The organism is Mycoplana sp. 10N416 (genome assembly GCF_056394765.1).
Window position 1 is genome coordinate 202,264 of sequence record NZ_JBFTIM010000010.1, and the last position, 24,679, is coordinate 226,942.

Consider the following 24,679-nt stretch of genomic DNA (forward strand, 5'->3'; position numbering starts at 1 on the left):
TGCGTGGCGCGAAAGACTCTAGAACTCGCCGATGTAGGCCATCAGCCTGGACATGGTGGCGGACGCCGCCGTGGCGTCGCCGTCGCGGATTGCCCCGATCACCTTCAAGTGGAGATCAACAGACCGTTTCATGTGCCGGTCGTCGGCCCTTGCAAACCAAAGCCGTCTGGCATGGGGTTGCAGCGGTGCAAGCGCAGCGGTGAGAAACCTGTTCGGACAGGCGGCTTCAATGATCTCGTCGAAGGCCTTGTCGGCGGCGAGAAAGCCTTCCATGTCCGATCGGAGCACGCTGTCAGTCATCGCCTCAGCCGCAGCGAGCAGCCGCTCTCGGTCCTTGGCGGAGGCATGTGACGCGACGAGTTCTGCGGCGAGTGGTTCGAGCCGTTGGCGTGCGGCGAGAACATGCACGTGATCGTCCGCACCGATGCGCGCGATCTGGAGGCCGACGCGCGGCTTAACCTCGATCATGCGCTGCCAGGCCAGCTTCTGGATCGCCTCGCGCACCGGAGTGCGGCCATGGCCGGCAAGATCGATGAGCTCCCTTTCCGTAACCGGTGCGCCGGGCTCCAGCTTCAGCGTTACGATCAAGCCTTCGAGGGTCAGGTAGGCGAGGTGGGCCTGTGACCCGGTTGCGCTCGTCATCGGCTGAGTTTCTGTGAAATACCACTGTCGCGCCCGCTTTCGGACGACTCGGTTGATATATCACAACATCGCCAGCGGGCGATGCAGAGCCTGCAACCATTATTTGCGGCTGTCAGCGCTGCTGCTTCGCAACGGGCATCAATGTGAAAAGCGATCGAAGAGAGGGCCGTTGCGCACTCGGACCTTCTCCCGGCTTGCGCGGCATCAAGCCAGCAGGAAATCGCCCTTGTTCAGGTCGGCAACGTCGAAGTGCTTCAGAACTAGAGTGTCCGTCGGCGCAAACGTGAACTGCACATCCGAGCCTGTCTGTGCGGCATAGCTCAGGACTTTCGCGACGCTGCCAAACCCGTAGCTGCGTAGATCGATCTGATCGAACCCGTCTGTAAAGTCGAGTATCGTGTCTTTCCCATAGCCCTTCCTGAAGACGAAGTCGTCATTTCCGGCTCCGCCGACAAGCGTGTCGTTGCCGCCGTTGCCGTCCAGAACGTCGTTGCCGGCGCCGCCCGTCAGACGGTTGGCAGAGCCATTGCCGATCAGTTTGTCGGCGTATTTCGTGCCGTACAGGTTCTCGATCGACGAATAGATGTCGCCCTGCGCATCGTTTGTGTTGAGCGACGAGTTGGAGAGGCTGGCCGTCACGCCCTTCGTGGCCGTTGAATACATCGCCGTATCGGTGCCGCTTCCGCCATACAGCTTGTCAGCACCGCTGCCGCCGTACAGGTAATCGGAGCCCTCCTGGCCGTACAGCCTGTCATTGCCGCCGTTCCCGTACAGTTTGTTCGCCGCCTGGTTGCCGATGATCTCGTCGCTGCCGGACCCGCCCTTGGCGTTCTCGATCAGGGAGCGCGTGTCGCCCTTGTACAGCAGTGCGTTAAAGATGTTGCCGCGTGCATACCCATCGTTCGGGCCGCCGCCGAGATCGGCAAGCTGCGCTTTGCTGAACATCGAGTAGGAGCCCGGCCGCAGGTCGAGTTCCAGGGCTTTCGTGTAGGAGGAAAGGTCGTAGGTGTCATTGCCGCCACCGTCCCAGACGGTCGCAAAGATCCGGTTGGCCCCCGGCGAGATGGCGACCTCGCCGTTGACATAGGTCTGGCCGCTGCCGGGGTTCCACTTGTAGGTCGTGTTGCCCGAGTTTGTCGAATAGTCGGCGCCATACATGTGCTGGAGCGCATAGATGTCCGCCATCATGAAGGTCTGCGGCGCGTCGTTGTCTCCATAGTTGTAATGGTCGACCTTGTCTCCGACATAGGTGCTGTAGGTCATGACCGTGTATTCGACCGAGTTGTACTCCTGGGGCATCGTTGCCAGGCCTTCGCCGCTATGGGCGTGCTCCAGCCCGAGCGCATGACCGAGTTCGTGGATCAGCGTGTGCCAGGCGTAGTTGCCGGCCTTAGGAGCGCGCAGGTCATTTTGGCTGCCCGCCTCGGCCGTTCCAAACCAGAGGTCGCCGGCTTCCTGATATTGCCCTGGGAAATAGGCCTTCGCCGTGGGATTGTCATAGGTGGACTCGGCGAAGCGAAGCGTGGCCGTGCTGGCGTTGCCCTCGGAAAAACTGAGATTGGTGAAACCCTCAACCGAGAATCCGTCGTTGGCGGCGGAGCCATACGACTTCTCCATCGCAAACAGAGCCGCCTTCTTCACGCTGTCCGACACGGCACGGAAACCCTGATTCGGCTCGCCGGTATAGTTGTACTGACTCTTTGAGGTCGGAAAGCCGTAGGTGACGCTGCCGCTCCAGGCCGTGTCGCTGAGGATCGAGTCGACGAAGTCAGAACCAGTGGCGGAAATTGTCTTGGTCTTCTTTCCAATTCCGGTCATTCACAAAAGTCCTTGTCCATAAGCAGGCGACGCAACTGGCCGAGTTTTGCATTCTAGGGCGTTGATACGGTCGAATCCTCGATGAAGCCTGCTAGAATTGATGAGGAACTGATCTGCAGACGCGAATACCGGGACGTGCCATCATGTTGCCAACCGCTGTACTGACCGTTGTCGTGGCGTTTCTCTTGTGTTCCGCGCCGGAAAGTCTGGCTACATCCAGCACCCCCCAGATGGGAGAGCCCATGCAAAAAGGCCCGAACGCGGGTGAGGCGATAGCGGCAGAATATGCCCGTCTCAAGGCAAAAGGCACACGTGAAGCGCTGGAGCTCTTCATCGAACGGCATCCAGACGACCCGCTGGCCGAAAAAGCCAGGCAAGAGATCGAGCGTCTCTACGGCAAGGACTGAGCACCGCGGCAGAGTTGCAGGTATGCTAAAGGGCGCGGACCGGTGGACGGAGCAGCAGGATTTCGCACGGGTCGCCGATCTCGGTTGCTTCCGCAAGCGGCGGCCGCACGATCAGGCAATCGGCCGCGGCGAAGAGCTTCATCATCGAGGAATCCTGCTTCGTGAACGGCGTTGCTTCGAGCGCGCCGTCTTCCCGCGCGGTCACTTTTGCCCGCACGTAATCCTGGCGCTGGTCGTTGGCGGCCAGGCGCGCCCCGGCGACGGCGAAGGTGCGGCGATCGGGTTGCGGAAGGCGGGCCAGCCGCCGGACCAGCGGCTCCAGGAAGAGCAATGCGCAGACCATGCTGGAAACCGGATTGCCGGGAAGGCCCAGGATCTGCATGCCGCCGAGCCTGCCCACCATCAGGGGCTTGCCGGGGCGCATCGCGATTTTCCAGAAATCAAGTTCCATCCCGGCCGACAGCAGCACTGGCTGGACCAGATCGAGATCTCCAACCGACGCGCCGCCCAGCGTCACCAATACATCCGCGCCGCACGCCTTCGCCCATTCGACGGCGTCGAGGATCGCGTTCGGCTCGTCCGCTGCAATGCCGAGATCGATCACCTCGGCGCCGGCCTCGCGCGCAAGCGCTGCGACCCCATAGCTGTTCGACGCGACGATCTGGCTTGCGCCGAGGGTGGACCCCGGTGGAACCAACTCGTCGCCGGTTGCAAGCAGAGCCACCTTCGGCCGCGCGTAGACGTTCAGTACGGGATGGTTCATCGCTGCGCCGACAGTCAGCCTGCCTGCGTCGAGCAGGTCGCCCTGCTTCAGGACGGCTTCGCCCTCGGTAAAGTCCTGGCCGCGCGGGCGGATGTGGCGGCCAAATGCTGGAAGGAACGTGGTCCGGATGCGGTCGTCGTCCAGCTTTTCGGTGTCCTCCTGCAGGAGAACCGTGTCGGCCCCGGCGGGCATTGGTGCGCCGGTGAAGATTCGGACCGCTTCGCCCGGGCCGACAGAGCCTGTGAAGGCATGGCCTGCCGCTGACCGGCCGATGACCCGCAATTTCGTTCCGACCTCGAGGATGTCGGCGTGGCGCAACGCATAGCCGTCCATCGCGGAATTGTCGAACGGGGGCTGCGTCAGCCGTGCGAGGACATTGCTCGCCAGAACCCGATCGCAGGCTTCGTGCAACGGGACGCTTTCTGTTCGTTCCGGCGGTCTAGCTGCGTTCAACAGGCGTTCCAGCGCATCTTCGACCGGCAAAAGCGACATGGTCAGCTGTTCTCCCCGCGCAGGTAGTCACCCGATCGACCACCCGATTTCGCAACCAGGCGGATGCCGCCGATTTCCATTTCACGGTCAACGGCCTTGGCCATGTCGTAGATCGTCAGGCACGCTACGCTGACGGCGGTGAGCGCCTCCATCTCCACCCCGGTGCGGCCGGTCAACTTGGCGGTCGCCTCGACGCGCAGGCCGGGCAGGGCAGGATCCTCGACGATCTCCACCGTTACCTTTGTCAGCATCAACGGATGACAGAGCGGAATGAGATTGGCGGTCTGCTTTGCCGCCATGATCCCGGCGAGCCGGGCCGTGCCGATCACGTCGCCCTTCTTGGCGTTTCCTTCTCGGATCAGCGCCAGCGTTTCAGGGAGCATTCGGATCGTCCCCTCGGCGACCGCAACGCGGACGGTCTCGGCTTTCTCGCCGACATCGACCATGTTGGCCTCGCCCGAGGCGCCGATGTGGGTCAGTGCGCTGCTGGCAGTCTTCGTCATTCCGCCGCCATCACGCTGGAGGCGCCGGTGAGGAGGGCGCGGGTGGCGGCGGTAACGTCGTCTTGGCGCATCAGACTCTCCCCGACGAGGAAGGTGGAAATCCCCGAGGCCTTCAGCCGCTGGCAGTCGTCATGGGTGAAGATCCCGCTCTCGCCCACGAGCAGCCGGTCGTCGGGTACCATCCGCGCCAGCCGTTCGGAAACGGCCAGATCGACCTCGAAGGTCCGAAGGTTTCGGTTGTTGATGCCGAGGAGCTTCGATTTCAGCTTCAGTGCGCGTTCCATCTCCGCCTCGTCATGGACTTCCAGCAGCACGTCCATTCCAAGCGAGAAGGCGGAGTCCTCCAGTCTCTCGGCTTCGCCATCGGAAAGCGATGCCATGATCAGCAGGATGCAGTCGGCACCCCAGGCGCGTGCCTCCTGGACCTGATAAGCATCGAACATGAAGTCCTTGCGCAGCGCGGGCAGGTCGCACGCCGCGCGCGCCTGTGTCAGGAATTCGGGTGCCCCCTGGAAACTGGGCGCATCCGTCAGGACCGAGAGACAGGCGGCCCCCCCGGCTTGATAGGCCTTTGCAAGAGCCGGCGGATCGAAATCCGGCCGGATCAGCCCCTTGGAAGGGCTGGCCTTCTTGATCTCGGCAATCAGTCCGAAACTGCCAGCGGAGCGTTTCGTCAGAAGGTTGGCGAAGAAACCGCGTGGCGGTTCCTGATCCTGGCTCATGGCGCGCAACTCGGCGAGCGGCACGCGTGCCTTCGCAGCTTCGATCTCGTCGCGCTTGTAGGCCTCTATCTTCTTGAGAATGTCGGTCATGAACCAAACCTATCCTTATTCGCCGGCGTTGGATACCGCGATGAGCCGGGTCAGCGCCGTGCGGGCGCTGCCGCTTTCGAGCGACTGCCGCGCAATGTCCATTGCTTCGCCGATCGCGCCCGCCTTGCCGGCGACGATCAACGCGGCGGCGGCGTTGGCGAGCGAAATGTCGCGATAGGGCGTCGCAGCACCGTCCAGGACCGCAAGCAGCGCTTCGGCATTGTGCGCCCCGTCACCGCCGCGAATGTCGTCCAACGTGACCTGTCGCAGGCCAAAGTCGGCCGGCGACAGCTCGAAGGTGCGGATCTTGCCGTTTTCGAGCGCGGCAACCTGCGTCGTCCCGGTCGTCGTGATCTCGTCGAGGCCGGAGCCATACACGACCCAGACACGTTCGGAACCGAGGTCGCGCAACACCTCGGCGACCGGCACCAACCATTGTGCGGCATAGACGCCGAGCAGCTGGAACTTCACGCCGCCGGGATTCGAGAGCGGGCCAAGCAGGTTGAAGATCGTGCGCGTGCCGAGTTCGACGCGCGACGGGCCGACGTGCTTCATCGCCGGGTGATGCAATGTCGCGAACATGAAGCCGAGGCCCGCTTCAGCGACGCAGCGAGAAATCACCTCCGGGCCGATGTCGAGCTTGACCCCCAGGCAGGACAGAGCGTCCGCGGTGCCGGATTTAGAGCTGAGCGCCCGGTTGCCGTGCTTGGCCACCGGAACACCGGCACCGGCGACGATGATGGAGGCCAGCGTCGAGATGTTGTAGGTGCCGGCTCCGTCACCGCCGGTTCCGACGATATCGATTGCCTCGGCCGGCACCGAAACCGGCAGCATCCGCGCCCGCATCGACCCGACGGCCCCGTAGATCTCGTCAACGGTTTCGCCGCGAACCCTGAGCGCCATCAGGAAGCCGCCGATCTGCGAGGGCGTCGCCGAACCGGACATGATGATCTCGAAGGCGGCGCGGGCTTCCTCGCGATCGAGCGGCAGTCCTGCGGCAACCTTGGCGATGAATGGTTTGAGGTCAGACATGTCCGCTTCCGTGTGAGGGCTGATTTATTGCATGCTGCGTTCAGCAAGCGCCCGGTTGATCGAGACGCCGTAGGCCGACTGCAGGCTGCTGACCATCTGGTCGAGGATGTCGTCGCCGCTTGCGCGCGCGACTGCCTCGATCTGCTGATCCGCACCGGCAAGCGCATCGCCAGCGGCCTCGCTGTTTACGTCTGTGACTTGCAGCACGATCTGGCCTTCCTCGCCGGTGCCCGGCGCGTTGGACACATGGCCGTGCGGACCTGCAAAGGCGGCGGCGACCGCTGCCGGGCTGAGCACCGGGTCCTCAGCACCGCGCCGCAGGCCGGCCTTCATCTCGACTGCTATGCCCATGTCCGTTGCGATGTCGGCGAGCTTTTCACCCTTGCGGACCCGTTCGGCAATCTCGGCCGCCTTCTTCGCCAGCGCCTCGCGCTGCTGTTGTGCGGTCCAATCTGCTACGACCTTCTCGCGTGCCTCGTCGAGCGTGCGGTCGCGCGCGGGGAGGATATCGAGGACCTCGTACCAGATGTAGCCATCGCGGCCATAGTTGACCGGCGGGCTCTCGAGCCCGACGTCGGTCTTGAATGCCTCGGCCAGGAGGGTGCTTTCTTCGGGCAGGGTAATGTCCTCGCCATCCTTGCCCTTGCCGGTGCTGTCGATGGCTTCAATGGTCACAGCCTTGAGTTTGGTCTGGCTGGCGGCTTCCTCGAGCTTCGCGCCGTTCGCCTGGGCTTCCTCGAAGCGATCGTGAACGGCCATCAGGTCCTGGCTCGCCTGCGCCAGCGCCAACTCGTTTCGCAGTTCGTCCTTGACCTCGTCAAATGACTTGGTGTTCTCGGGCCGGATATTCGTCGCCCGCAGGATGACGGGGCCGAACATTCCATCGACGACCGGCGATGTGCCGCCGTCCGCGGCGATCGCAAAGGCGGCCTCCGCCAGCGTCTGGTCCGGCATCGTCGCCTTGCTGAAATCGCCGAGCAGAACGTCGGTTGCCATTTTGCCTTGCTCGGCGACAAGCGCATCGTAGGTCGTGCCGGAAGCCAGCTTCGCTGCGGCCTCGTCGGCGGACTTGCGATCGGCGAAGGTCAGTTGCTCGACCGTGCGCATCTCTGCGGTACGGTACTTCTCCTTGTTCTTCTCGTAGTCTTCGCGCACCGCCGCGTCATCGATGGTCGACGGATCGGCAATGTCCTGGGGGGCGAGGGCGACATAGACGATCTTGCGGTATTCCGGCGCGCGATATTTGTCCTTGTTTTCGTCAAACCAGGCGGAGATTACGTCCTCGGCCGGCGCCTTGACCGGTTCGATATTCGCGTTGGAGAGCAGCACATAGTCCAGGCTGCGGGTCTCGTTGCTGTATTGTTTGATCGCGTCCGTCAGTGTTGCCGGAGCCTTGTAGCCATCGGAGACGGCTTCGACGATCTGGCTGCGGACCGCCACCTGGCTGCGATTGCTGATATAGTCGTTTTCCCGGAGGCCGGCATTGCGAAGGATGGACGAGAAGGCGACTCGATCAAACTTGCCGTTCGGTCCCTTGAAGGCCGGATCGTCGGCGATCAGTTGTGCCAGGCGGTCCTTGCTGAGCCCAAGGCTCATGTCGCGGGAGAGCTGATCCAGCGCGGCGCCGGCGATCAGTTCGGCGAAGACCTGGTTCTCGACCCCGAACGCGCGGGCCTGCTCGCTCGTCAGGCGCGTGCCGAAGCGTTGCGACAGCGATGCGATCTGGCGTTCGTATGCCAGGCGGAAATCGGTCGGAGACACCTTTACGTCTCCTACCGTCACCACCGCGCTCGAGGTGCCCGTTACGAGCGAGCTGGAAATACCCCATACGCCGAATGAGGCTACAAGAATGAGCAACAGGGCTTTCGCAACCCAAGTCTGGGCGCCTTTTCTCAAAGATTCGAGCATACTTCGCATTCCTAGCTGGTTCGGCGGCTTGCCGTCGGAGTTCGTCTCATAACGGAAAGTTCGGCGGAATAGAAGTATAATGGGGAAGGCCGAAATGGTCGCGGCCACGACGTTGCCGACGCGGCTTCAGGCATGCAATCATCGGTTGGTGTCGTACCGCTGGCGCAAACAGGCCGGAGTTCGACGAAATCCTTCGTCGGCGAATGATTTTCGTCTGATATAATTGATGAATTGCAGAACACGCGCATTCTGCGAAGTTCGCATCGGTGATTTGCCGGGCTGTCGCGAGGAGGGCGGCCGGCGGATTTGGAAAGGTGTTCGCATGGAATCGACCATAGTGACGATCAATCTGTTCGGTGCGGTGGCCCTGCTGCTGTTTGGCCTGGCGCAGGTCAAGGACGGCGTGACGCGTGCCTTCGGCGGGCGCCTGCGCAAGGGGCTGGCACTTGGTACCGGCGGACCGTTTCGAGCGTTCGTCGCGGGCTTCCTGTCGACGATCGCCCTGCAAAGCTCTACCGCGACCGCGCTGATGACGGCCTCCTTCGTCGAAAAGAATCTTATTCGCTCACGCATGGCGCAGATCGTGCTGCTGGGGGCAAATGTCGGGACTGCCGTCACAGCCTGGATCGTCGCGACCGGCATCGAGTGGGTCTCGCCGCTGGTCATCTTGATCGGGGTGGTCCTCTACCGCTCTCGCTCGACCTTCCGGCAAGGAGCAGGCGCGGCACTGGTGGGCGTCGGCCTGATGTTGCTGTCGCTGCATCTGTTGAGCCTGGCGACCGAACCGATGCGTCAATCCCCGGCACTGGCCGCGTTTCTTGCCCTGCTCGATGGCGCGTGGCCCGTGGCGCTGGTCTTTTCGACCGCGCTTGCCTTCGTTTCCTCCTCCAGCCTTGCCATTGTCGTGCTGATCCTGTCGCTGACGACGATGGGGATACTTTCGCCGGCCTTGACTGTCGTTCTGGTGCTCGGCGCTAACCTCGGCGGTGCTATACCGCCGGTGATCGCAACACTGAGGCTCCCGGCTCCGGCGCGGCGCGTGACGATCGGGAACCTGCTCGTGCGGGCCATCGGCTGCCTGATCGTTCTGCCGTTCGCGGGAGTGGCTGCCGACGCGCTCGCCCATCTGCCGTTGCCGGCGACGAAGTTGCCGGTCGATGCCCATCTTGCCTTCAACATCGTCGTCGCCCTGATCTTCTGGCCGCTGTCGCCCATCTTGGCGCGCCTGATGGAGCGGCTGGTGCCGGACGACCCGAGAGCGGAAACAGGACCGCAGCATCTTGACGAAACGGCACTTGCCACCCCGGTCGTGGCGTTGTCGGGCGCTACCCGCGAGGTCCTGCGCGTCGGCGACCTGATCGAGACGATGCTGATTCACACGATGAAGGCTTTCGAGGACAACAATGCCGCCGAGCTCGAAAAGATCGGCGGACTTGAAAAGCAGGTTGATGAGTTGCAGCAGGCAATCAAAATCTACCTGTCTCGTCTCGGTCACCAGGGCTTGAACGAAGAGAACTCGGCCCAGTCGATCGTCATCATCGACTATGCGATCAACCTTGAGCATGTCGGCGACATCATCGAGAAGGGGCTGCAGGAGCAGGTGCGCAAGAAGATCGCCAATGGGTTGCGCTTTTCCGCCGATGGCTATGCCGAATTGACCGGGCTGTTCAACCTGACGATCGAGAATCTCCGCATCGCCCAGACGATCCTTGTCACGCGCGATTTCGCATTGGCTCGGCAACTCGTGGAGGTGAAGGTCGCCGTGCGGCGCCTGGAAAAGGAGTCGTCGGAGCGCCACCTTTCACGTCTTCGCGATGGCCGCCTGGAGAGCCTGCAGACCAGTTCCCTCCATTTGGACATGCTGCGCGACCTCAAGCGCATCAACGCGCATCTGGTCTCGGTCGCCTATCCCATTCTCGACGAGAGCGGGCTATTGGTCGAAAGCCGATTGCGAAACAGCGAGTAGCGAAAAGTCCTTTGTCTGTTTATGGGTGCCATTGTTAACCGGCCGCATCCACACGAGTGAAACGAGGAGCACCATGCGCAAGGACGCGACGACCCGCAGTTGCCTGGCTGTCATACTGGCCGCGGGGGAAAGCACCCGCATGAAATCGTCCCTGTCGAAAGTGCTGCATCCGATCGGCAACCGCGCCATGATCGCCCATGTGGTCGATGCGCTGGCCAGTGCGGGAATCACGGACGTGGCGCTCGTGCTCGGCCGTGACGCCGAGAAGGTGGAAGCCGCGGCCCGAAATCCGCAGGTCCGCGGCGAGACCTACATCCAGAACGAACGGCTTGGGACGGCACATGCGGTCCTCGCTGCGCGAGCGGCGATTGCAAAGGGCTATGACGACGTGCTTGTCGTGTTCGGCGATACGCCGCTTCTGACGGCGGCGCCGCTCCAGACGGCGCGCGCCGGCCTAGCGGCGGGCAGCGACGTGGTCGTCGTCGGTTTCACAGCTGCCGATCCCTTCGGCTACGGGCGTCTGATCATCGAAAACGGCGAACTGGTCGCGATCCGAGAAGAGAAGGATGCGTCGCCCGAAGAGCGGGCGATTACCTATTGCAATGGCGGCCTGATGGCGATCGACGGCCGTAAGGCGCTGGCGCTGATCGACAGGATTGGCAACGCCAACGTCAAGGGCGAATATTATCTGACCGACATCGTCGAGGTTGTCCGCGCTTCCGGCGGACGCGCCACCGCCGTCGAGGCGCCCGAGGAGGAACTAACCGGCTGCAACACCCGCGTCGAACTCGCCTTCATCGAGCGGCTCTGGCAGCAACGCAGACGCACGGAAATGATGCTTTCCGGCGTCTCCATGATCGCGCCGGAAACTGTGTTTCTGTCATACGACACCAGAATTGAGCGCGATGTGACGATCGAGCCGAATGTCATTTTCGGTCCCGGTGTGACGGTGGAGAGCGGCGCCGTCATTCACGCGTTTTCACATCTGGAAGGTGCGCATGTCGGCGCAGGGGCGGCCGTCGGTCCGTTCGCCCGATTGCGACCCGGCGCCAATCTCGGCGCCGAGGCCAAGGTGGGCAATTTCTGCGAGGTCAAGAAGGCTGAGATCGGCGCGGGCGCCAAGGTGAACCACCTGAGCTATATCGGCGACGCGTTCATCGGCGCTGGCAGCAACATCGGCGCCGGCACGATCACCTGCAACTATGACGGCATCAACAAGCACGAGACCCGCATCGGGGCAAACACGTTCATCGGTTCGAATTCGGCGCTTGTCGCACCCGTCACGATCGGCGACGGTGCCTATGTCGCCTCGGGCAGCGTGATCACTCAGGACGTACCCGACGACGCCGTCGCGTTCGGCCGCGCCCGGCAGGAAAACAAGCCGGAGCGAGCGAAGCTGATCCGCGAACGCAATGCGGCGATCAAGGCGGCCAGGAAAAAAGCCGCCGAATAGGTGGCCATCGGCATTAACGACTGAAACCGAATGTGAGTGCGAACCCATTGCGCTTACTGCAAAAATCGCTACCTGAATGCGGCAGTTTCCACTGCATATCTCCAAAAGGCGGAATCGATTTTCGTTACGGAATGTGCGCCGAATCAGAACGCCGATCATCCCTTGTTCGCCAAGGGACAAAGGTTGGCGCGTCGTCCCAGAATGGAGTGATTTCATGTGCGGTATTGTCGGTATCGTCGGTAGCGAGCCCGTTGCCGGGCGGCTTGTCGAGGCGCTCAAGCGGCTTGAGTACCGTGGCTACGATTCGGCCGGGGTTGCCACCATCAGGGACGGACGGCTTGAGCGCAGGCGGGCCGAGGGCAAGCTCGTCAATCTCGAGGCACGGCTCGCCGAGGAGCCGCTCGCCGGAGCGATCGGCATCGCCCATACCCGTTGGGCCACGCATGGCGCGCCGACCGAGGGCAATGCCCATCCCCATTTCACCGACGGAATTGCCGTTGTCCACAACGGCATCATCGAGAATTTCTCCGAGATCAAGGACGAACTGATCGAGGGCGGCGCGCAGTTCGTGACGCAGACCGACACCGAGGTGGTCGCGCAGTTGCTGGCGCGGCTGCGGCGGGAGGGCCATGGCCGGCGCGACGCCATGCTGGCGATGCTTCGCCGCGTGACGGGCGCCTATGCGCTGGCGGTCATGTTCGAGGACGATCCGTCGACGATCATGGTCGCCCGCAATGGCCCGCCGCTCGCGATCGGTCATGGGCAGGGCGAAATGTTCCTCGGCTCGGACGCGATCGCGCTCGCTCCCTTTACCTCCGAGATCACGTATCTCATCGACGGCGATTGGGCGGTGGTCGGCCGGAACGGTGTGCATATCTTCGATCTCGACGGCAATCCGGTCGAACGCCGGCGCCAGGTCTCGAACGCCTCCGCCTACATGATCGACAAGGGCAATCATCGCCATTTCATGGAAAAGGAGATCCATGAGCAGTCGGAAGTGGTGTCGCACACGCTCAGCCACTATATCGATTTCATCGCAGGAAAGGTGAAGAAACCAGCAGAGGGAATTGATTTCTCATCTCTATCAGGACTTGCCTTGTCGGCGTGCGGCACCGCTTATCTCGCCGGTCTGGTCGGAAAGTACTGGTTCGAGCGTCTGGCGCGCCTGCCGGTCGAGATCGATGTGGCGTCCGAGTTCCGCTACCGCGAAATCCCGCTCAATCCCCAATCTGCGGCGCTGTTCATTTCGCAGTCGGGCGAGACGGCGGACACGCTGGCGTCGTTGCGTTATTGCCGCGAGGCGGGGCTGAAGATCGGCGCCATCGTGAACGCGCCGGAATCGACCATTGCCCGCGAAGCCGATGTCGTGTTCCCGACGCTGGCCGGGCCGGAAATCGGCGTCGCCTCCACCAAGGCCTTCACCTGCCAGCTTGCGGTCCTGGCGTCGCTGGCGATCCAGGCGGGTCGCGCGCGTGGCACGCTGAGCGAAGCGGAAGAGACGGCGCTGGTCCGAAACCTGTCCGAGACGCCGCGCCTCATGGCGAACGTGCTCAACACGATCCAGCCGACGATCGAGCTTCTGGCGCGCGAACTGTCCAAATGCCGGGATGTGTTGTACCTCGGTCGCGGCACGAGCTACCCGTTGGCGCTGGAAGGTGCGCTGAAGCTGAAGGAAATCTCCTACATCCATGCCGAAGGCTACGCGGCCGGCGAGCTAAAGCATGGGCCGATCGCGCTGATCGACGAGAACATGCCGGTGATCGTCATCGCACCGTTCGACCGTTTCTTCGAGAAGACCGTATCCAACATGCAGGAAGTGGCGGCGCGCGGCGGGCGGATCATCTTCATCACGGACGAGCGCGGCGCGGCGGCGACGAAGCTCGAGACCATGGCGACGATCGTGCTGCCTTCGGTGGACGAGATCATCGCGCCGATGATCTTTTCGCTGCCGATCCAGCTGATCGCCTATCATACCGCCGTCTTCATGGGCACGGACGTCGACCAACCCCGCAACCTCGCGAAATCGGTGACGGTGGAGTGATCATCCGCGACGAAACGGCGAGCGATGTCGACGCCATCCGGACGCTGACGACGGATGCGTTTGCGAACATGCCCTATAGCGAAGGCACCGAGCCCGCGATCATAGACCGGTTGCGGGCAGCGGGCGCCCTGACGCTTTCGCTGGTGGCTGAAGACGAAGGAAACGTGATCGGCCACGTCGCATTCTCTGCCGTGACGATCTCCGGCGAGGAGGCGGGCTGGTACGGCCTCGGCCCGATCTCGGTGCTGCCTGCGCGCCAGCGCCAAGGGATCGGCAGTGCGCTCGTCAATGAAGGCCTCGGACGGCTGCGGAAGCTCGATGCCAAGGGGTGTGTCCTCGCCGGCAATCCTGCCTACTACACCCGCTTCGGCTTCTCGGTCGACCCCGCCTTTGCATGCCCGGGGATACCGCCTGAGTATTTCATGCGCCTGGCGTTTTCGCCGGTTTACGTGGGCGGGACGGTTGCCTATCATCCGGCTTTCTACGGGTGAGGCAGGCTGCGGCTGGAGCGCGATGACCGAGATCATTCCCCGACTTTCCGTTGCCATGCGGCTCCGCAACAACTTTCTGACCGGGCTGGTCATCTGCGCACCAATCGCGATCACGATCTGGTTGACTTGGACCTTCATCCACTGGGCCGACAGCTGGGTAAAGCCGTACATCCCCAACCGCTACAACCCGGAAAGCTACCTCCAGTTCGCCATCCCCGGTTTCGGCCTCCTGATCGCGCTGGTCGTGATCACGCTGGTCGGCTTTCTCGGCAAGAATCTCATCGGCCGTTCGATCTTCAACTTCGGCGAATCGATTCTCAACGGCACGCCACTGGTGCGGACGGTCTACAAAAGCCTGAAGCAGATCTTCGAGTCGGTGCTGAAGGAGAAGGGCACGTCCTTCAACAAGGCCGGCTTGATCGAGTATCCGAGCGCCGGATTGTGGTCGGTCGTCTTCATCGCCACCGACGCCAAGGGCGAGATGAAGTCGAAGTTCGACGCGATGGGGCGCGACATGGTCGCCTGCTTCCTGCCGCCGACGCCGTTTCCGACTGCCGGCTACCTCGTTTTCGTGCCGCGCGAGAAGATCGTCCTACTCGACATGAGTGCCGAGGATGCGGCGAAGCTGATCATTTCAGTCGGACTTGTCACGCCGCCGGACCAGCTTCTGGCGCCGCCGACACCGCTTGCAGTCAAGCTGAAGCAGAAGTTCAAGAAGTGACAGGGCGCGCTCAACCGGCGCGCAGGAAGCGGATCGCCTCGTCGCGCCGGTAGAGGTAGAGCAGCGTGCGCAGCGCATTGCCGCGCTCGGAAACCAGTTCCGGATCCTTCTCCAGCGCGTAGGCCGCGTCCTTGCGGGCAATCTCCAGCAGATCGCCATGGGCCTCGAGGCTGGCGACGAGAAATCCCGGCGTGCCCGACTGGCGCGTGCCGAGCAATTCACCCTCGCCACGCAATTTCAGGTCTTCTTCCGCGATCCGGAAGCCATCCTCGGTCTCGCGCAGGATCGCCAGCCGTGCTCGCCCGTTTTCGCTGAGCGGACCCTTGTAAAGCAGGATGCAGGTCGAGGCAGTGTCGCCGCGACCGACGCGCCCGCGCAATTGATGCAACTGGGCCAGCCCGAAGCGTTCGGCGTGTTCGATTACCATGATCGAGGCGTCCGGCACGTCGACGCCCACCTCGACGACCGTCGTTGCAACGAGCAGACGGGTCTCGCCATTCTTGAAGGCGAGCATCGTTTCGTCCTTTTGCGGCCCGCTCATGCGGCCATGGACGAGACCTGCCTTGCCGCCGAAGACACCCGCGAGAGCCGCGTGGCGCTCCTCGACCGACATCAGGTCTGATTCCTCGGTCTCCTCCACCAGCGGGCAGATCCAGTAGGCCTTCTTACCCTCGGCAATGGCTGTGCGCAGACGCTCCACGATCTCGCCGGTCCGCTCCTGCGGCACGATCACGGTTTGGATCGGTTTGCGGCCGGCGGGCTTCTCCGTCAGCTTCGAAACGTCCATGTCACCGAAGGCGGCCAGCACGAGCGTGCGCGGGATCGGTGTTGCCGTCATCACCAGCATGTGCGGCGAAATCCCCTTGGCGGTCAGACGCAGACGCTGGTGCACGCCGAAGCGGTGCTGTTCGTCGACCACGGCAAGAGCCAAGTCGCGGTAGGACACATCGTCCTGGAAGAGCGCATGCGTGCCGATGACGAGGCTGGTTTCGCCCGAAGCGATCCGTTCCAGGACCTGATCCCGTTCGCGGCCTTTCGTCCGACCAGTCAACACGTCGATGGTGACGCCTGCCGGCGCAGCCATGCGAGACAGCGTCGCGTGATGCTGGCGGGCAAGGATTTCGGTCGGCGCCATCAGCACGGCCTGTCCGCCCGCCTCGACGGCGGCTAGCATCGCCATCAGGGCAACCGCCGTCTTTCCCGAACCGACGTCGCCCTGCAGCAGCCGCAGCATGCGCTGGTCGGTCGCCATGTCCTTCAGGATGTCGGCGATCGCAGTGGACTGGCTGTTCGTCAGCGAAAAGGGGAGGGCCGCCTGCACCACCTGGCTCAGTTTGCCGGTGGCGATCACCGGCCGGCCGGAAACCCGGCGCAGATTCTGCCGGACGAGTGCCAGCGAGAGCTGGCCGGCGAGAAATTCGTCATAGGCCAGCCGTCGGCGCGCGGGCGCCTGCAGGTCGATGTCCAGCGCGTCGCGGGGATGGTGCAGGGCCGCAAACGCATCCGTCGCGCCGGCATAGTCTTGCCGTGCAAGGAGCGCACCCTCGATCCACTCCGGCAGGGCGGGAATGCGCGACACGGCCGCTTCGATCACCTTCCGCAGGGTCCGTGGCGACAGGCCGGCCGTCAGTCCGTAAACCGGCTCGACCATCGGCATCGCCTCGGCCTCGCTGGCTTTGACCATGAAGTCCGGGTGGACCATCGAGGCCCGGCCGTTGAACCAGTCCACCTTGCCACTGACGATCACCTGCTCGTCCACCGGCAGCGACTTCGCCAGCCAGTCGCCCTTGGCGCGGAAGAAGGTCAGAGCCAGTTCGCCGGTATCGTCGTGCAAGAAGACGCGGTAGGGCACGTTCGACTTGCCGCGGGGCGGCGGCTGATGGCGGTCGACGCGGCCGGAAATCGTCACGATCGCTCCTTGCGGTGCGTGGGCGATGCCCGGCTGATGGCGCCGGTCGATCAGGCTGTGCGGCATATGAAAGACGAGATCGATGACGCGGCAATCGTCGATGCTTTCCTGGCCGAGCAGTTTTGCGAACAATTCGCCGGTCTTCGGCCCGATGCCGGGCAGGGAGGAAAGGGAGGCGAAAAGGGGATCGAGCAGGGCGGGGCGCATGGCACCAAAATGCCCCGGAGAATTGCCGCTTGGCAAGGCTGACAATCCGTTTTCGAGCGTCTATAGAAACCACGATCACCACCGCCTCTATCGGCGGTCTGCTCTGCGGTGCCTATTCTGGACGTGCGCCGCGATCCGAACGCGGGAAAGACAACGGACATGACCGGCAGCACACGCTCCAGCGCAGACATCGAACCGCGCCGCAAGCGCATTCTCTTCCGCTGCTGGCATCGCGGCATCCGCGAGATGGACCTGGTACTTGGCGCGTTCGCCGACGCCGAGATTTCCACGCTGGCCGATGCCGAGCTCGACGAACTGGAAGCGATCATGGCCGAGGACGACGCGGATCTGGTCAAATGGGTGACGGGCGAACGGCCGGTGCCGGAACGGTTTCGCACCGGGCTCTTTCCGCGCATCTGCGCCTTTACCCCGGATTTCTCTCCGGTGACGGCTGAAACCCTCGGGAAGGCGCGATGATCCCGGGTCTGGACACTGCCGCCCTTGCCGTGATCGGCCAACCCGCAACGATCGGCGCGGTGCCGAGCGGCGCCGAACCGCTTGTTTTGGTGGAGCTTGCCCGCAAGCTTGGTCCCGTCGCTTACGTGATGTCCGACGGGCAGCGTATTGGCGACATGGAGCAGATGCTGGGTTTTGCCGCCCCCGACATTCCAGTGCTCACTCTGCCCGGCTGGGACTGCCTGCCCTATGACCGCGTGTCGCCGAGTGCCGACACCTCCGCGCGTCGGCTTTCTGCCCTTTCAGCCCTGATCGCCCACAGCAGGAAGCCGCATCCGGCGATCGTGCTCGTCACCGTCAACGCCATGCTGCAGAAGATGGCACCGCGCAATGTCATCGGCAGCCTTGCCTTTTCCGCCCGTCCCGGCAACCAGGTGCGGATGGACGATCTGGCCGCCCGGCTCGAGCAGAACGGCTTCGAGCGCGTCGCGACGGTGCGCGAGGTCGGGGAGTATGCCGTGCGTGGCGGCATTCTCGATGTCTTCGTTCCCGGCACAGAGGAACCTTTGCGCCTCGATTTCTTCGGTGACACGCTGGAGAGCATCCGGGCGTTCGATCCGGCCAGCCAGCGTTCGACGGGGCAGGCGAGAAGCCTCGATCTTAATCCGATGAGCGAGGTGACGCTGACGCCGGAGACGATCAGCCATTTCCGCACGCAGTATCTCTCCCTGTTCGGCGCCGCGACACGAGACGACGCCCTCTACCAGGCGGTTTCAGAGGGGCGGCGCTATGCCGGCATGGAGCACTGGCTGCCGCTGTTCTACGACCAGTTGGAGACCGCGTTCGACTATCTCGCCGGCTTTCGCATCGTCACCGACCATGCCGCTCGGGAAGCAGCAGCCGAGCGCTCCAAGCTCGTTCGCGACTATTACGAGGCGCGCCAGAATTCCGCCTCCGCCAAGGGGCAACTGGCGCAGGCCACGCCCTACAAGCCCGTTCCGCCCGGACAGCTCTATCTCGATGACGAACGCTTTTCCGCCCTGCTGACCGAGCACGACGCAATCCGGATTTCGCCGTTCAACGAACATGAAGGCGAGGCGCGCCGAGTCTTTCCGATCGAGGCGCGCACCGGGGCGCGCTGGGCAAAAGCGGTCAAGGAAGGCGAACCCGGCAACGACCGGGTAAACGTCTTCGATCAGGTGGTGAAGTACATCGCCGACCTGCGGTCTTCGGGTCGGAAGGTCCTCGTCACCGGCTGGAGCGAGGGCTCGCTCGATCGCCTGATGCAAGTGCTCGCCGAGCATGGCCTCGGCAATGTCGTCGACGTGCCGGATCTTGCCTCGCTGCGCAAGCTGAAGCCGGGTGAGGCGGGCTCTACCGTGCTGAGCCTGGAAAATGGCTTCGAAGCCGGCGACCTCGTCTTCATCGGCGAGCAGGATATTCTCGGCGACCGCATGGTCCGTCGCTCGCGCCGCCGCAAGCGTGGCGCCGATTTCATCGCCGAAGTCGCGGGCTTGGACGAAGGCAGCATTGTCGTTCACGCCGAACACGGAATCGGCCGTTTCGTCGGGCTGCGCACCATCGAGGCGGCCGGCGCGCCGCATGCCTGCCTCGAATTGGTCTACGCCGACGACGCCAAGCTGTTCCTGCCGGTGGAAAACATCGACCTGCTGTCGCGCTATGGCGGCGAGGGGAGCGATGCCATTCTCGACAAGCTCGGCGGCGTCGCCTGGCAGGCGCGCAAGGCCAAACTGAAGAAACGCCTGCTGGAAATGGCGAACGGCCTGATCCAGATCGCCGCCGCCCGTCTTGTGCGCCATGCGCCGGCGTTGTCGGCACAGGACGGCGTCTATGACGAATTCGCCGCCCGCTTCCCCTATGAGGAGACCGACGATCAGGCAAACGCGATCGACGCGGTGCGCGAGGATCTCGGCGCCGGCCGGCCGATGGACCGGCTTGTCTGCGGCGACGTCGGTTTCGGCAAGACGGAAGTGGCGCTACGGGCCGCGTTCATCGCGGCGATGAACGGCGTGCAGGTGGCGGTGGTGGTGCCGACGACACTGCTCGCCCGCCAGCACTTCAAGACCTTTTCGGATCGCTTCCGCGGCCTGCCGATCCGCATCCAGCAGGCCTCCCGCCTCGTCGGCTCCAAGGAACTGGCGCTGACCAAGAAGGAAGTGGCCGACGGCAAGACCGACATCGTTGTCGGCACGCACGCGCTGCTCGGCAACTCGATCAAGTTCGCCAATCTCGGCCTTCTGGTCATCGACGAGGAGCAGCATTTCGGCGTCAAGCACAAGGAGCGGCTGAAGGAGCTAAAAAGCGACGTGCACGTGCTGACGCTGTCGGCGACGCCGATTCCGCGTACGCTGCAGCTGGCTATGACCGGTGTGCGCGAGCTGTCGCTCATCACCACGCCGCCGGTCGACCGCATGGCGGTGCGCACCTTCATCTCGCCGTTTGATCCGCTCGTGATCCGCGAGACCCTGATGCGCGAGCACTATCGCGGCGGCCAGAGCTTCTATGTCTGCCCGCGCCTCAGCGATCTTGCCGAGATCCAGGATTTTCTCCAGCAGGACGTGCCGGAGCTGAAGGTGGCGGTCGCTCATGGCCAGATGCCGGCGACCGAACTCGAAGACATCATGAACGCCTTCTACGACGGGCGCTACGACGTGCTGCTGTCGACGACGATCGTCGAATCGGGCCTCGACGTTCCGACGGCGAATACGCTCATCGTGCATCGCGCCGACATGTTCGGCCTCGCCCAGCTTTACCAGCTGCGCGGCCGGGTCGGGCGGTCCAAGGTGCGCGCCTTTGCGCTCCTGACCCTGCCGGTGAACAAGAAACTGACGGCCACGGCCGAGCGGCGGCTGAAGGTGCTGCAATCGCTCGACACGCTCGGCGCCGGCTTCCAGCTTGCAAGCCACGACCTCGACATCCGCGGCGCCGGAAACCTGCTCGGCGAGGAGCAGTCCGGTCATATCAAGGAGGTCGGTTTCGAGCTCTACCAGCAGATGCTGGAGGAGGCGGTTGCCGAGATCAAGGGCGACGAGGAGATCATTGATACCGGCTGGTCGCCGCAGATTTCCGTCGGCACGCCGGTGATGATCCCGGACGACTACGTGCCGGACCTGCACTTGCGCCTCGGACTCTACCGCCGGCTTGGCGAGATCACCGAGCTCGCCGACATCGACGCCTTCGGCGCCGAACTGATCGACCGCTTCGGTCCGCTGCCGCTCGAGGTGCAGCACCTTTTGAAGATCGTCTACATCAAGTCGCTGTGCCGCACGGCGAACGTGGAAAAGCTGGATGCCGGCCCGAAGGGCGTCGTCATCCAGTTCCGCCACAAGGAGTTCCCGAATCCGGCGGCGTTGGTCGGCTACATCGCCAAGCAGGGATCGCTGGCGAAAATCCGCCCGGACCAGAGCCTGTTCCTGTCACGCGATCTTCCGACACCGGCGAAACGGTTGACGGGTGCGGCCCAACTGATGACGCAACTGGCGGGGCTGGCGAAACAGGCGAGCTAAAGTGTGTCGATTGCAAGGCGGGTGGGCGCTCTCAAAGCTGGCTCGCCTTCAAGCGCCCACGCAATTCTATTGTCCAGCAAGGTTCTCGAGCTCTTGGCGCGATATCACCCTCTCCGGGTGGCGATCGTCGGTGATGTGACGATAGCGGAGCTCCTCCATGTGCGGCATCGTCAATGCCTGTCGAAGCGTCATGATGCCAAGCGGGATGCGTCCGCCAGCTCGCGCTGCGGCGACTTCAATGATCTGATGCATTGTGTTTTTCTCCCTTGTGCGCAGGGAAAATGCCGGAGTTTAGGGGCGATTTGATGGCGCAACGGCGACCTATCTGCGCCGGCCGATTCGACGCATGTCGACGATGCGGCCGTCGATTCGGGCAATTGCAATCTCGAAGCGCGAGTTGCCGCGCCAGGCGCGATAGATGAAGAACCTGCCACGGCAGTCGATCCGTCGGACGTCGCGGAATCCGCGATTACGAAGCAACCGTTCCCCCTCACGACAACTTATCCCGTGGCCTCTGTTAAGGCTGCTGCCGACCCCGATATTGATGTTGATGTTGGTTTGAGCGTCCGCCTGGTGGGCAATTGCCAACGGTGATGCGATCACCGCCAAGCCGAGTGCCAGTGAGGCCAGTGAAGATCTGAGCTTGCTGAAATTCATAGCCATCTCCATCGGCCCGTACCGCGCGCCCCTCGGATCCGCCATTCTTGGGTGAGGTCCGCGAAGAGATATCCGAACGCCCAGATTCTAACGCGATCGCACTGGCTTTCAACACCTCCCTGGAGTTGGCAGGACGGTAGATCTTCAATTTACCGCGATCCATTGCAGGCGGGATCGCCGCTTCCTGAACCGGGATCGTTTCCGATCCGTGCCCACGCTCGGTCGCTGTTCTTTGACCGTAGAGAGTGGGAACAAATTTCCCTTCCATCGGATTATTTCAGTCTAGTAGAATGGAGGACTGGAAATGGACCATACCAACCACGTTCGCCTTGACGCAACCGAGCTTACGCCGGCCGTCCTGGAAGGTGCGACGATCTATGATGCAGCCGACAACGAGGTTGGCACGCTGGATCACGTCCACGGCATGGGAGCCGGCGGAACGGCGGTCATCGATGTCGGAGGCTTTCTCGGCATCGGCACCAAGCCGGTTGCGGTTCCACTCGGTGATCTTGATTTCATGCGAGACGAAGACGGTGACGTCCATGCCGTCACAACGTGGACGAAGGATCAGTTGGAGGCGATGCCCGAACATCACGATGCTGAATGAGGCCCGCCCGGCTCGCCGGGTTAAGTGGCCGGCGTCCGGTTGGGCGCCGGCTGAACGCACTCAGAAGGAGGCGGAGTACTATGAGCGATGATCGCGAAGAAAGAATCCACAAACGTGCCCATGAACTATGGGAAGCGGCCGGACGCCCGGAAGGCAAGCAAGACGAACATTGGTTGCAAGCTACCCGCGAAATTGACCAGGGCGCGGGCGAGATTGAAGGGGATGACGTCCCCAACCTGGAGGCTATGCGCGAAGCCGTGAGACAGCGTTCCGATGCGTACATAGTGAAGACGGACCTGGAGGACGCAGATCAGCGCGAAGCGGCTCCGGGTACGCGCGAGCAGCCGTAGAGAGATAGAGCCGGCAAGAGGCGGTAATGCGGTGATGTCGCGGCCCGAGCACGCAAGCTCGGTGAGCCGATCGGGAAAGTATACGCGTGTATGAGGCGTTGGCGGATGGGGTGTCTAACTAAGTGGGGTCCGCAGTCATCCGCCCATGCCAGCTATCATATTGAAAATAAAGCGCTATCGTCTTTTAACGTCCGCCGCTATTCGCTATAATCCGCCCCATTGACGCCCCAAGGGTGGGGCTGGAGAACGAGGAAATGGTTGGGCGGAGACATCGGCTGAAGGCGCTGCAGATCACCTCAGAACTGAAGCCCGGGCGGTACGCTGATGGCGACGGTCTTTACCTGCGCGTGTCTCCAACCAGAACCCGTTCCTGGATGTTCCTCTGGAAGCGAAACGATAAGCGTTACGAGATGGGACTCGGCCGAACCCTCGACGTGACGCTCAAGGAAGCCAGGATGAAGGTGGAAGAAGCCCGCAACATTCTGCTCCGTGGTGGCACCCCCCCTCGTTGACATGGAGGAGCGCCTGGCTGATGAGTTCATTGCTGCCATGCGGCCATCCTGGTCAAATCCGAAGCATGCCGACCAGTGGGCCATGACGCTAGGTGATAGGTATTGTTCGACGCTCCGCAGGATATCGGTGCGGGAAATAGAGACGGAGAATGTCCTCCAGGTGCTGACGCCGATCTGGAGCAAGACACTACGCGGGCCAGCAGCCGCAGGACTCCACGAATCCGAAGAGCGTGTCTCAGTACGATGTGTCTGGCTTCCAGCAGTCGCACAGGAAGTCTGTGTCGCCCAATGCCAGAATTGCAGCATATTACCGCCTTGACGCTCAGGGATGAGAGATGGTCGCGGGAGGATGGCTCGACCGCGCCTACTGGCCCTCGTCCGGTCGTTTCCGTTGGCAAGAGCTGATCCGGCTCGGACGAAAAAGCCCGGCGTGTGCGGTACGCCGGGCAAGCACACTTGGGGAAGTGGCGAGGGGGCCGCCACCAGCCAATAGTACGACTTCCCCGCTTACTGAGGCGATAGCCAAATGTGGCTACTCACTTCTTGGGGGTGGACTCGGGCAAAAGCCCCGAGCTGCTGAGTGGTGGCGGGATTGCCTCGTCACCGCCAATCGATCAACTGCACCGCTCTCCACGACAATCGACCATGATGCCGCGACAACGCCTTGATCGTATCCAAGTTGGGCTTTGCGGGCATGAACACCGCAGCGGCTGCGGGCGTCGCCGAGAGCCAGTGTTTCGCTCTTGCTATGCCCCACTTGCCCGCTATATTGGGGCCATCGAACCTTGCTAGCGAGTTTTGTCCGCGCCATCACAGCTCCTTCAGATTTCCCTTCATTTTCGATTTAACCGGTCGGTCAACGCGGCCGCGCCACACCAGCGATTGAAAGGATTTGTCATGAGTACGGGAACCGTAAAGTGGTTCAATAGCACCAAGGGTTTTGGCTTCATCCAGCCCGATGACGGCGGCCAGGACGTTTTCGTGCATGTCTCGGCCGTTGAACGAGCCGGCATGCGAAGTCTGAACGACGGGCAAAAGATCCGTTACGACATCGTACAGGACAAGCGTTCGGGCAAGAGTTCCGCGGACAACCTGCAGGCAGTCTAAATTTCGTTGCCGCCGTGACCACGGATGTACCGGCACGGCGACGGCAATAGTCTGGAGGTCGGGAGCAGTCCCGGCCTTTTGTTTTTTAGCAGCGCACCGCTGCATAAGGAGGACCTTTGCAAGTACTCGTCAGGGATAACAACGTCGATCAAGCTCTCCGCGTATTGAAGAAAAAGATGCAGCGCGAAGGCATCTTCAGGGAAATGCGGGCGCGGAGCGCCTATGAGAAACCCTCCGAAAAACGTGCACGCGAAAAGGCAGAGGCCATCCGTCGCTCTCGCAAGTTGGCCCGAAAGAA

At 62.7% G+C, this 24,679-nt stretch carries 24 protein-coding genes; 14 read left to right on the top strand and 10 right to left on the bottom strand.

The features are described 5' to 3' along the window. Positions 1–18: 18 nt before the first annotated feature. Both AC1DDS_RS20600 and AC1DDS_RS20605 read right to left on the bottom strand, forming a co-directional pair. Positions 19–642, bottom strand: coding sequence for a GntR family transcriptional regulator (locus AC1DDS_RS20600; RefSeq protein ID WP_477480548.1), 624 nt, complete (start codon positions 640–642; stop codon positions 19–21). Between the two features lie 204 nt (positions 643–846). Beyond that, positions 847–2,460, bottom strand: a complete 1,614-nt coding sequence (locus AC1DDS_RS20605; protein WP_477480549.1) for a M10 family metallopeptidase C-terminal domain-containing protein — start codon at positions 2,458–2,460, stop codon at positions 847–849. Positions 2,461–2,702: 242 nt separating this feature from the next. Here AC1DDS_RS20605 and AC1DDS_RS20610 point away from each other — a divergent pair, with 242 nt between their 5' ends. Beyond that, a complete protein-coding gene (locus AC1DDS_RS20610) occupies positions 2,703–2,867 on the top strand; it encodes a hypothetical protein (protein WP_310420475.1) in 165 nt (54 codons plus the stop codon). Between the two features lie 25 nt (positions 2,868–2,892). Here the strand turns inward: AC1DDS_RS20610 and AC1DDS_RS20615 are convergent, their stop codons facing one another. From AC1DDS_RS20615 to AC1DDS_RS20635, 5 genes are read right to left on the bottom strand one after another with little or no spacing between them, the layout of a single operon-like run. After that, entirely contained in the window at positions 2,893–4,122 is a 1,230-nt protein-coding gene (locus AC1DDS_RS20615; protein ID WP_477480550.1) for a molybdopterin molybdotransferase MoeA, read from the bottom strand. Between the two features lie 2 nt (positions 4,123–4,124). Beyond that, positions 4,125–4,625 (bottom strand): cyclic pyranopterin monophosphate synthase MoaC, encoded by a 501-nt coding sequence (gene moaC / locus AC1DDS_RS20620; protein WP_477480551.1) that lies wholly within the window; start codon positions 4,623–4,625, stop codon positions 4,125–4,127. Next, positions 4,622–5,437, bottom strand: a complete 816-nt coding sequence (trpC, locus tag AC1DDS_RS20625; RefSeq protein ID WP_477480552.1) for an indole-3-glycerol phosphate synthase TrpC — start codon at positions 5,435–5,437, stop codon at positions 4,622–4,624. Before trpC ends, moaC begins: the two co-directional genes overlap by 4 nt. A gap of 15 nt (positions 5,438–5,452) precedes the next feature. Then, a complete protein-coding gene (trpD, locus tag AC1DDS_RS20630) occupies positions 5,453–6,469 on the bottom strand; it encodes an anthranilate phosphoribosyltransferase (RefSeq protein WP_477480553.1) in 1,017 nt (338 codons plus the stop codon). A gap of 24 nt (positions 6,470–6,493) precedes the next feature. Continuing rightward, the gene (locus AC1DDS_RS20635; protein ID WP_477480554.1) at positions 6,494–8,377 is read right to left on the bottom strand and encodes a peptidylprolyl isomerase; all 1,884 of its coding nucleotides are present in this window, start codon (positions 8,375–8,377) and stop codon (positions 6,494–6,496) included. Positions 8,378–8,699: 322 nt separating this feature from the next. Here AC1DDS_RS20635 and AC1DDS_RS20640 point away from each other — a divergent pair, with 322 nt between their 5' ends. The 5 genes from AC1DDS_RS20640 (at position 8,700) to AC1DDS_RS20660 (ending at position 15,049) form a co-directional block, all read left to right on the top strand. Then, positions 8,700–10,343 (top strand): Na/Pi cotransporter family protein, encoded by a 1,644-nt coding sequence (locus AC1DDS_RS20640; RefSeq protein WP_477480555.1) that lies wholly within the window; start codon positions 8,700–8,702, stop codon positions 10,341–10,343. A 73-nt stretch (positions 10,344–10,416) separates the two neighbouring features. Beyond that, the gene (gene glmU, locus AC1DDS_RS20645) at positions 10,417–11,796 is read left to right on the top strand and encodes a bifunctional UDP-N-acetylglucosamine diphosphorylase/glucosamine-1-phosphate N-acetyltransferase GlmU (protein WP_477480556.1); all 1,380 of its coding nucleotides are present in this window, start codon (positions 10,417–10,419) and stop codon (positions 11,794–11,796) included. Positions 11,797–12,010: 214 nt separating this feature from the next. Beyond that, entirely contained in the window at positions 12,011–13,837 is a 1,827-nt protein-coding gene (glmS, locus tag AC1DDS_RS20650) for a glutamine--fructose-6-phosphate transaminase (isomerizing) (protein ID WP_477480557.1), read from the top strand. After that, positions 13,834–14,328, top strand: coding sequence for a GNAT family N-acetyltransferase (locus AC1DDS_RS20655; protein ID WP_477480558.1), 495 nt, complete (start codon positions 13,834–13,836; stop codon positions 14,326–14,328). The genes glmS and AC1DDS_RS20655 overlap by 4 nt, the downstream gene beginning before the upstream one ends. A gap of 22 nt (positions 14,329–14,350) precedes the next feature. Beyond that, positions 14,351–15,049 (top strand): DUF502 domain-containing protein, encoded by a 699-nt coding sequence (locus AC1DDS_RS20660; RefSeq protein WP_310420456.1) that lies wholly within the window; start codon positions 14,351–14,353, stop codon positions 15,047–15,049. Between the two features lie 10 nt (positions 15,050–15,059). On the opposite strand, the gene recG is transcribed toward AC1DDS_RS20660, so the two are convergent. Next, the gene (gene recG, locus AC1DDS_RS20665; protein WP_477480559.1) at positions 15,060–17,165 is read right to left on the bottom strand and encodes an ATP-dependent DNA helicase RecG; all 2,106 of its coding nucleotides are present in this window, start codon (positions 17,163–17,165) and stop codon (positions 15,060–15,062) included. 159 nt (positions 17,166–17,324) lie between these two features. Here recG and AC1DDS_RS20670 point away from each other — a divergent pair, with 159 nt between their 5' ends. Continuing rightward, complete coding sequence (locus AC1DDS_RS20670) at positions 17,325–17,642, top strand: succinate dehydrogenase assembly factor 2 (RefSeq protein WP_477480560.1); 318 nt, start codon at positions 17,325–17,327, stop codon at positions 17,640–17,642. Further along, on the top strand, positions 17,639–21,148 hold the full coding sequence (gene mfd, locus AC1DDS_RS20675; protein ID WP_477480561.1) for a transcription-repair coupling factor: 3,510 nt from the start codon (positions 17,639–17,641) through the stop codon (positions 21,146–21,148). The genes AC1DDS_RS20670 and mfd overlap by 4 nt, the downstream gene beginning before the upstream one ends. A 66-nt stretch (positions 21,149–21,214) precedes the next feature. On the opposite strand, the gene AC1DDS_RS20680 is transcribed toward mfd, so the two are convergent. Then, entirely contained in the window at positions 21,215–21,400 is a 186-nt protein-coding gene (locus AC1DDS_RS20680) for a hypothetical protein (protein ID WP_310420447.1), read from the bottom strand. 69 nt (positions 21,401–21,469) lie between these two features. Further along, positions 21,470–21,805 carry a hypothetical protein gene (locus AC1DDS_RS20685; protein WP_477480562.1) on the bottom strand — a complete coding sequence of 112 codons (336 nt, stop codon included), beginning with the start codon at positions 21,803–21,805 and terminating at the stop codon, positions 21,470–21,472. 304 nt (positions 21,806–22,109) lie between these two features. Between AC1DDS_RS20685 and AC1DDS_RS20690 the strand changes: the two genes are divergently transcribed. The 6 genes from AC1DDS_RS20690 to rpsU form a co-directional block, all read left to right on the top strand. Continuing rightward, positions 22,110–22,412 carry a PRC-barrel domain-containing protein gene (locus AC1DDS_RS20690; protein ID WP_477480563.1) on the top strand — a complete coding sequence of 101 codons (303 nt, stop codon included), beginning with the start codon at positions 22,110–22,112 and terminating at the stop codon, positions 22,410–22,412. An 80-nt stretch (positions 22,413–22,492) separates the two neighbouring features. Next, positions 22,493–22,762 carry a DUF2934 domain-containing protein gene (locus tag AC1DDS_RS20695; RefSeq protein WP_477480564.1) on the top strand — a complete coding sequence of 90 codons (270 nt, stop codon included), beginning with the start codon at positions 22,493–22,495 and terminating at the stop codon, positions 22,760–22,762. 254 nt (positions 22,763–23,016) lie between these two features. Then, the gene (locus AC1DDS_RS20700) at positions 23,017–23,274 is read left to right on the top strand and encodes an Arm DNA-binding domain-containing protein (protein WP_477480565.1); all 258 of its coding nucleotides are present in this window, start codon (positions 23,017–23,019) and stop codon (positions 23,272–23,274) included. Positions 23,275–23,311: 37 nt separating this feature from the next. Next, entirely contained in the window at positions 23,312–23,593 is a 282-nt protein-coding gene (locus tag AC1DDS_RS20705) for a phage integrase central domain-containing protein (protein WP_477480577.1), read from the top strand. A gap of 578 nt (positions 23,594–24,171) precedes the next feature. Then, positions 24,172–24,381 (top strand): cold-shock protein, encoded by a 210-nt coding sequence (locus tag AC1DDS_RS20710; protein ID WP_477480566.1) that lies wholly within the window; start codon positions 24,172–24,174, stop codon positions 24,379–24,381. Between the two features lie 116 nt (positions 24,382–24,497). Beyond that, positions 24,498–24,679, top strand: a 182-nt coding sequence (gene rpsU / locus AC1DDS_RS20715) for a 30S ribosomal protein S21 (protein WP_477480567.1), incomplete at its 3' end; no start/stop codon positions are given.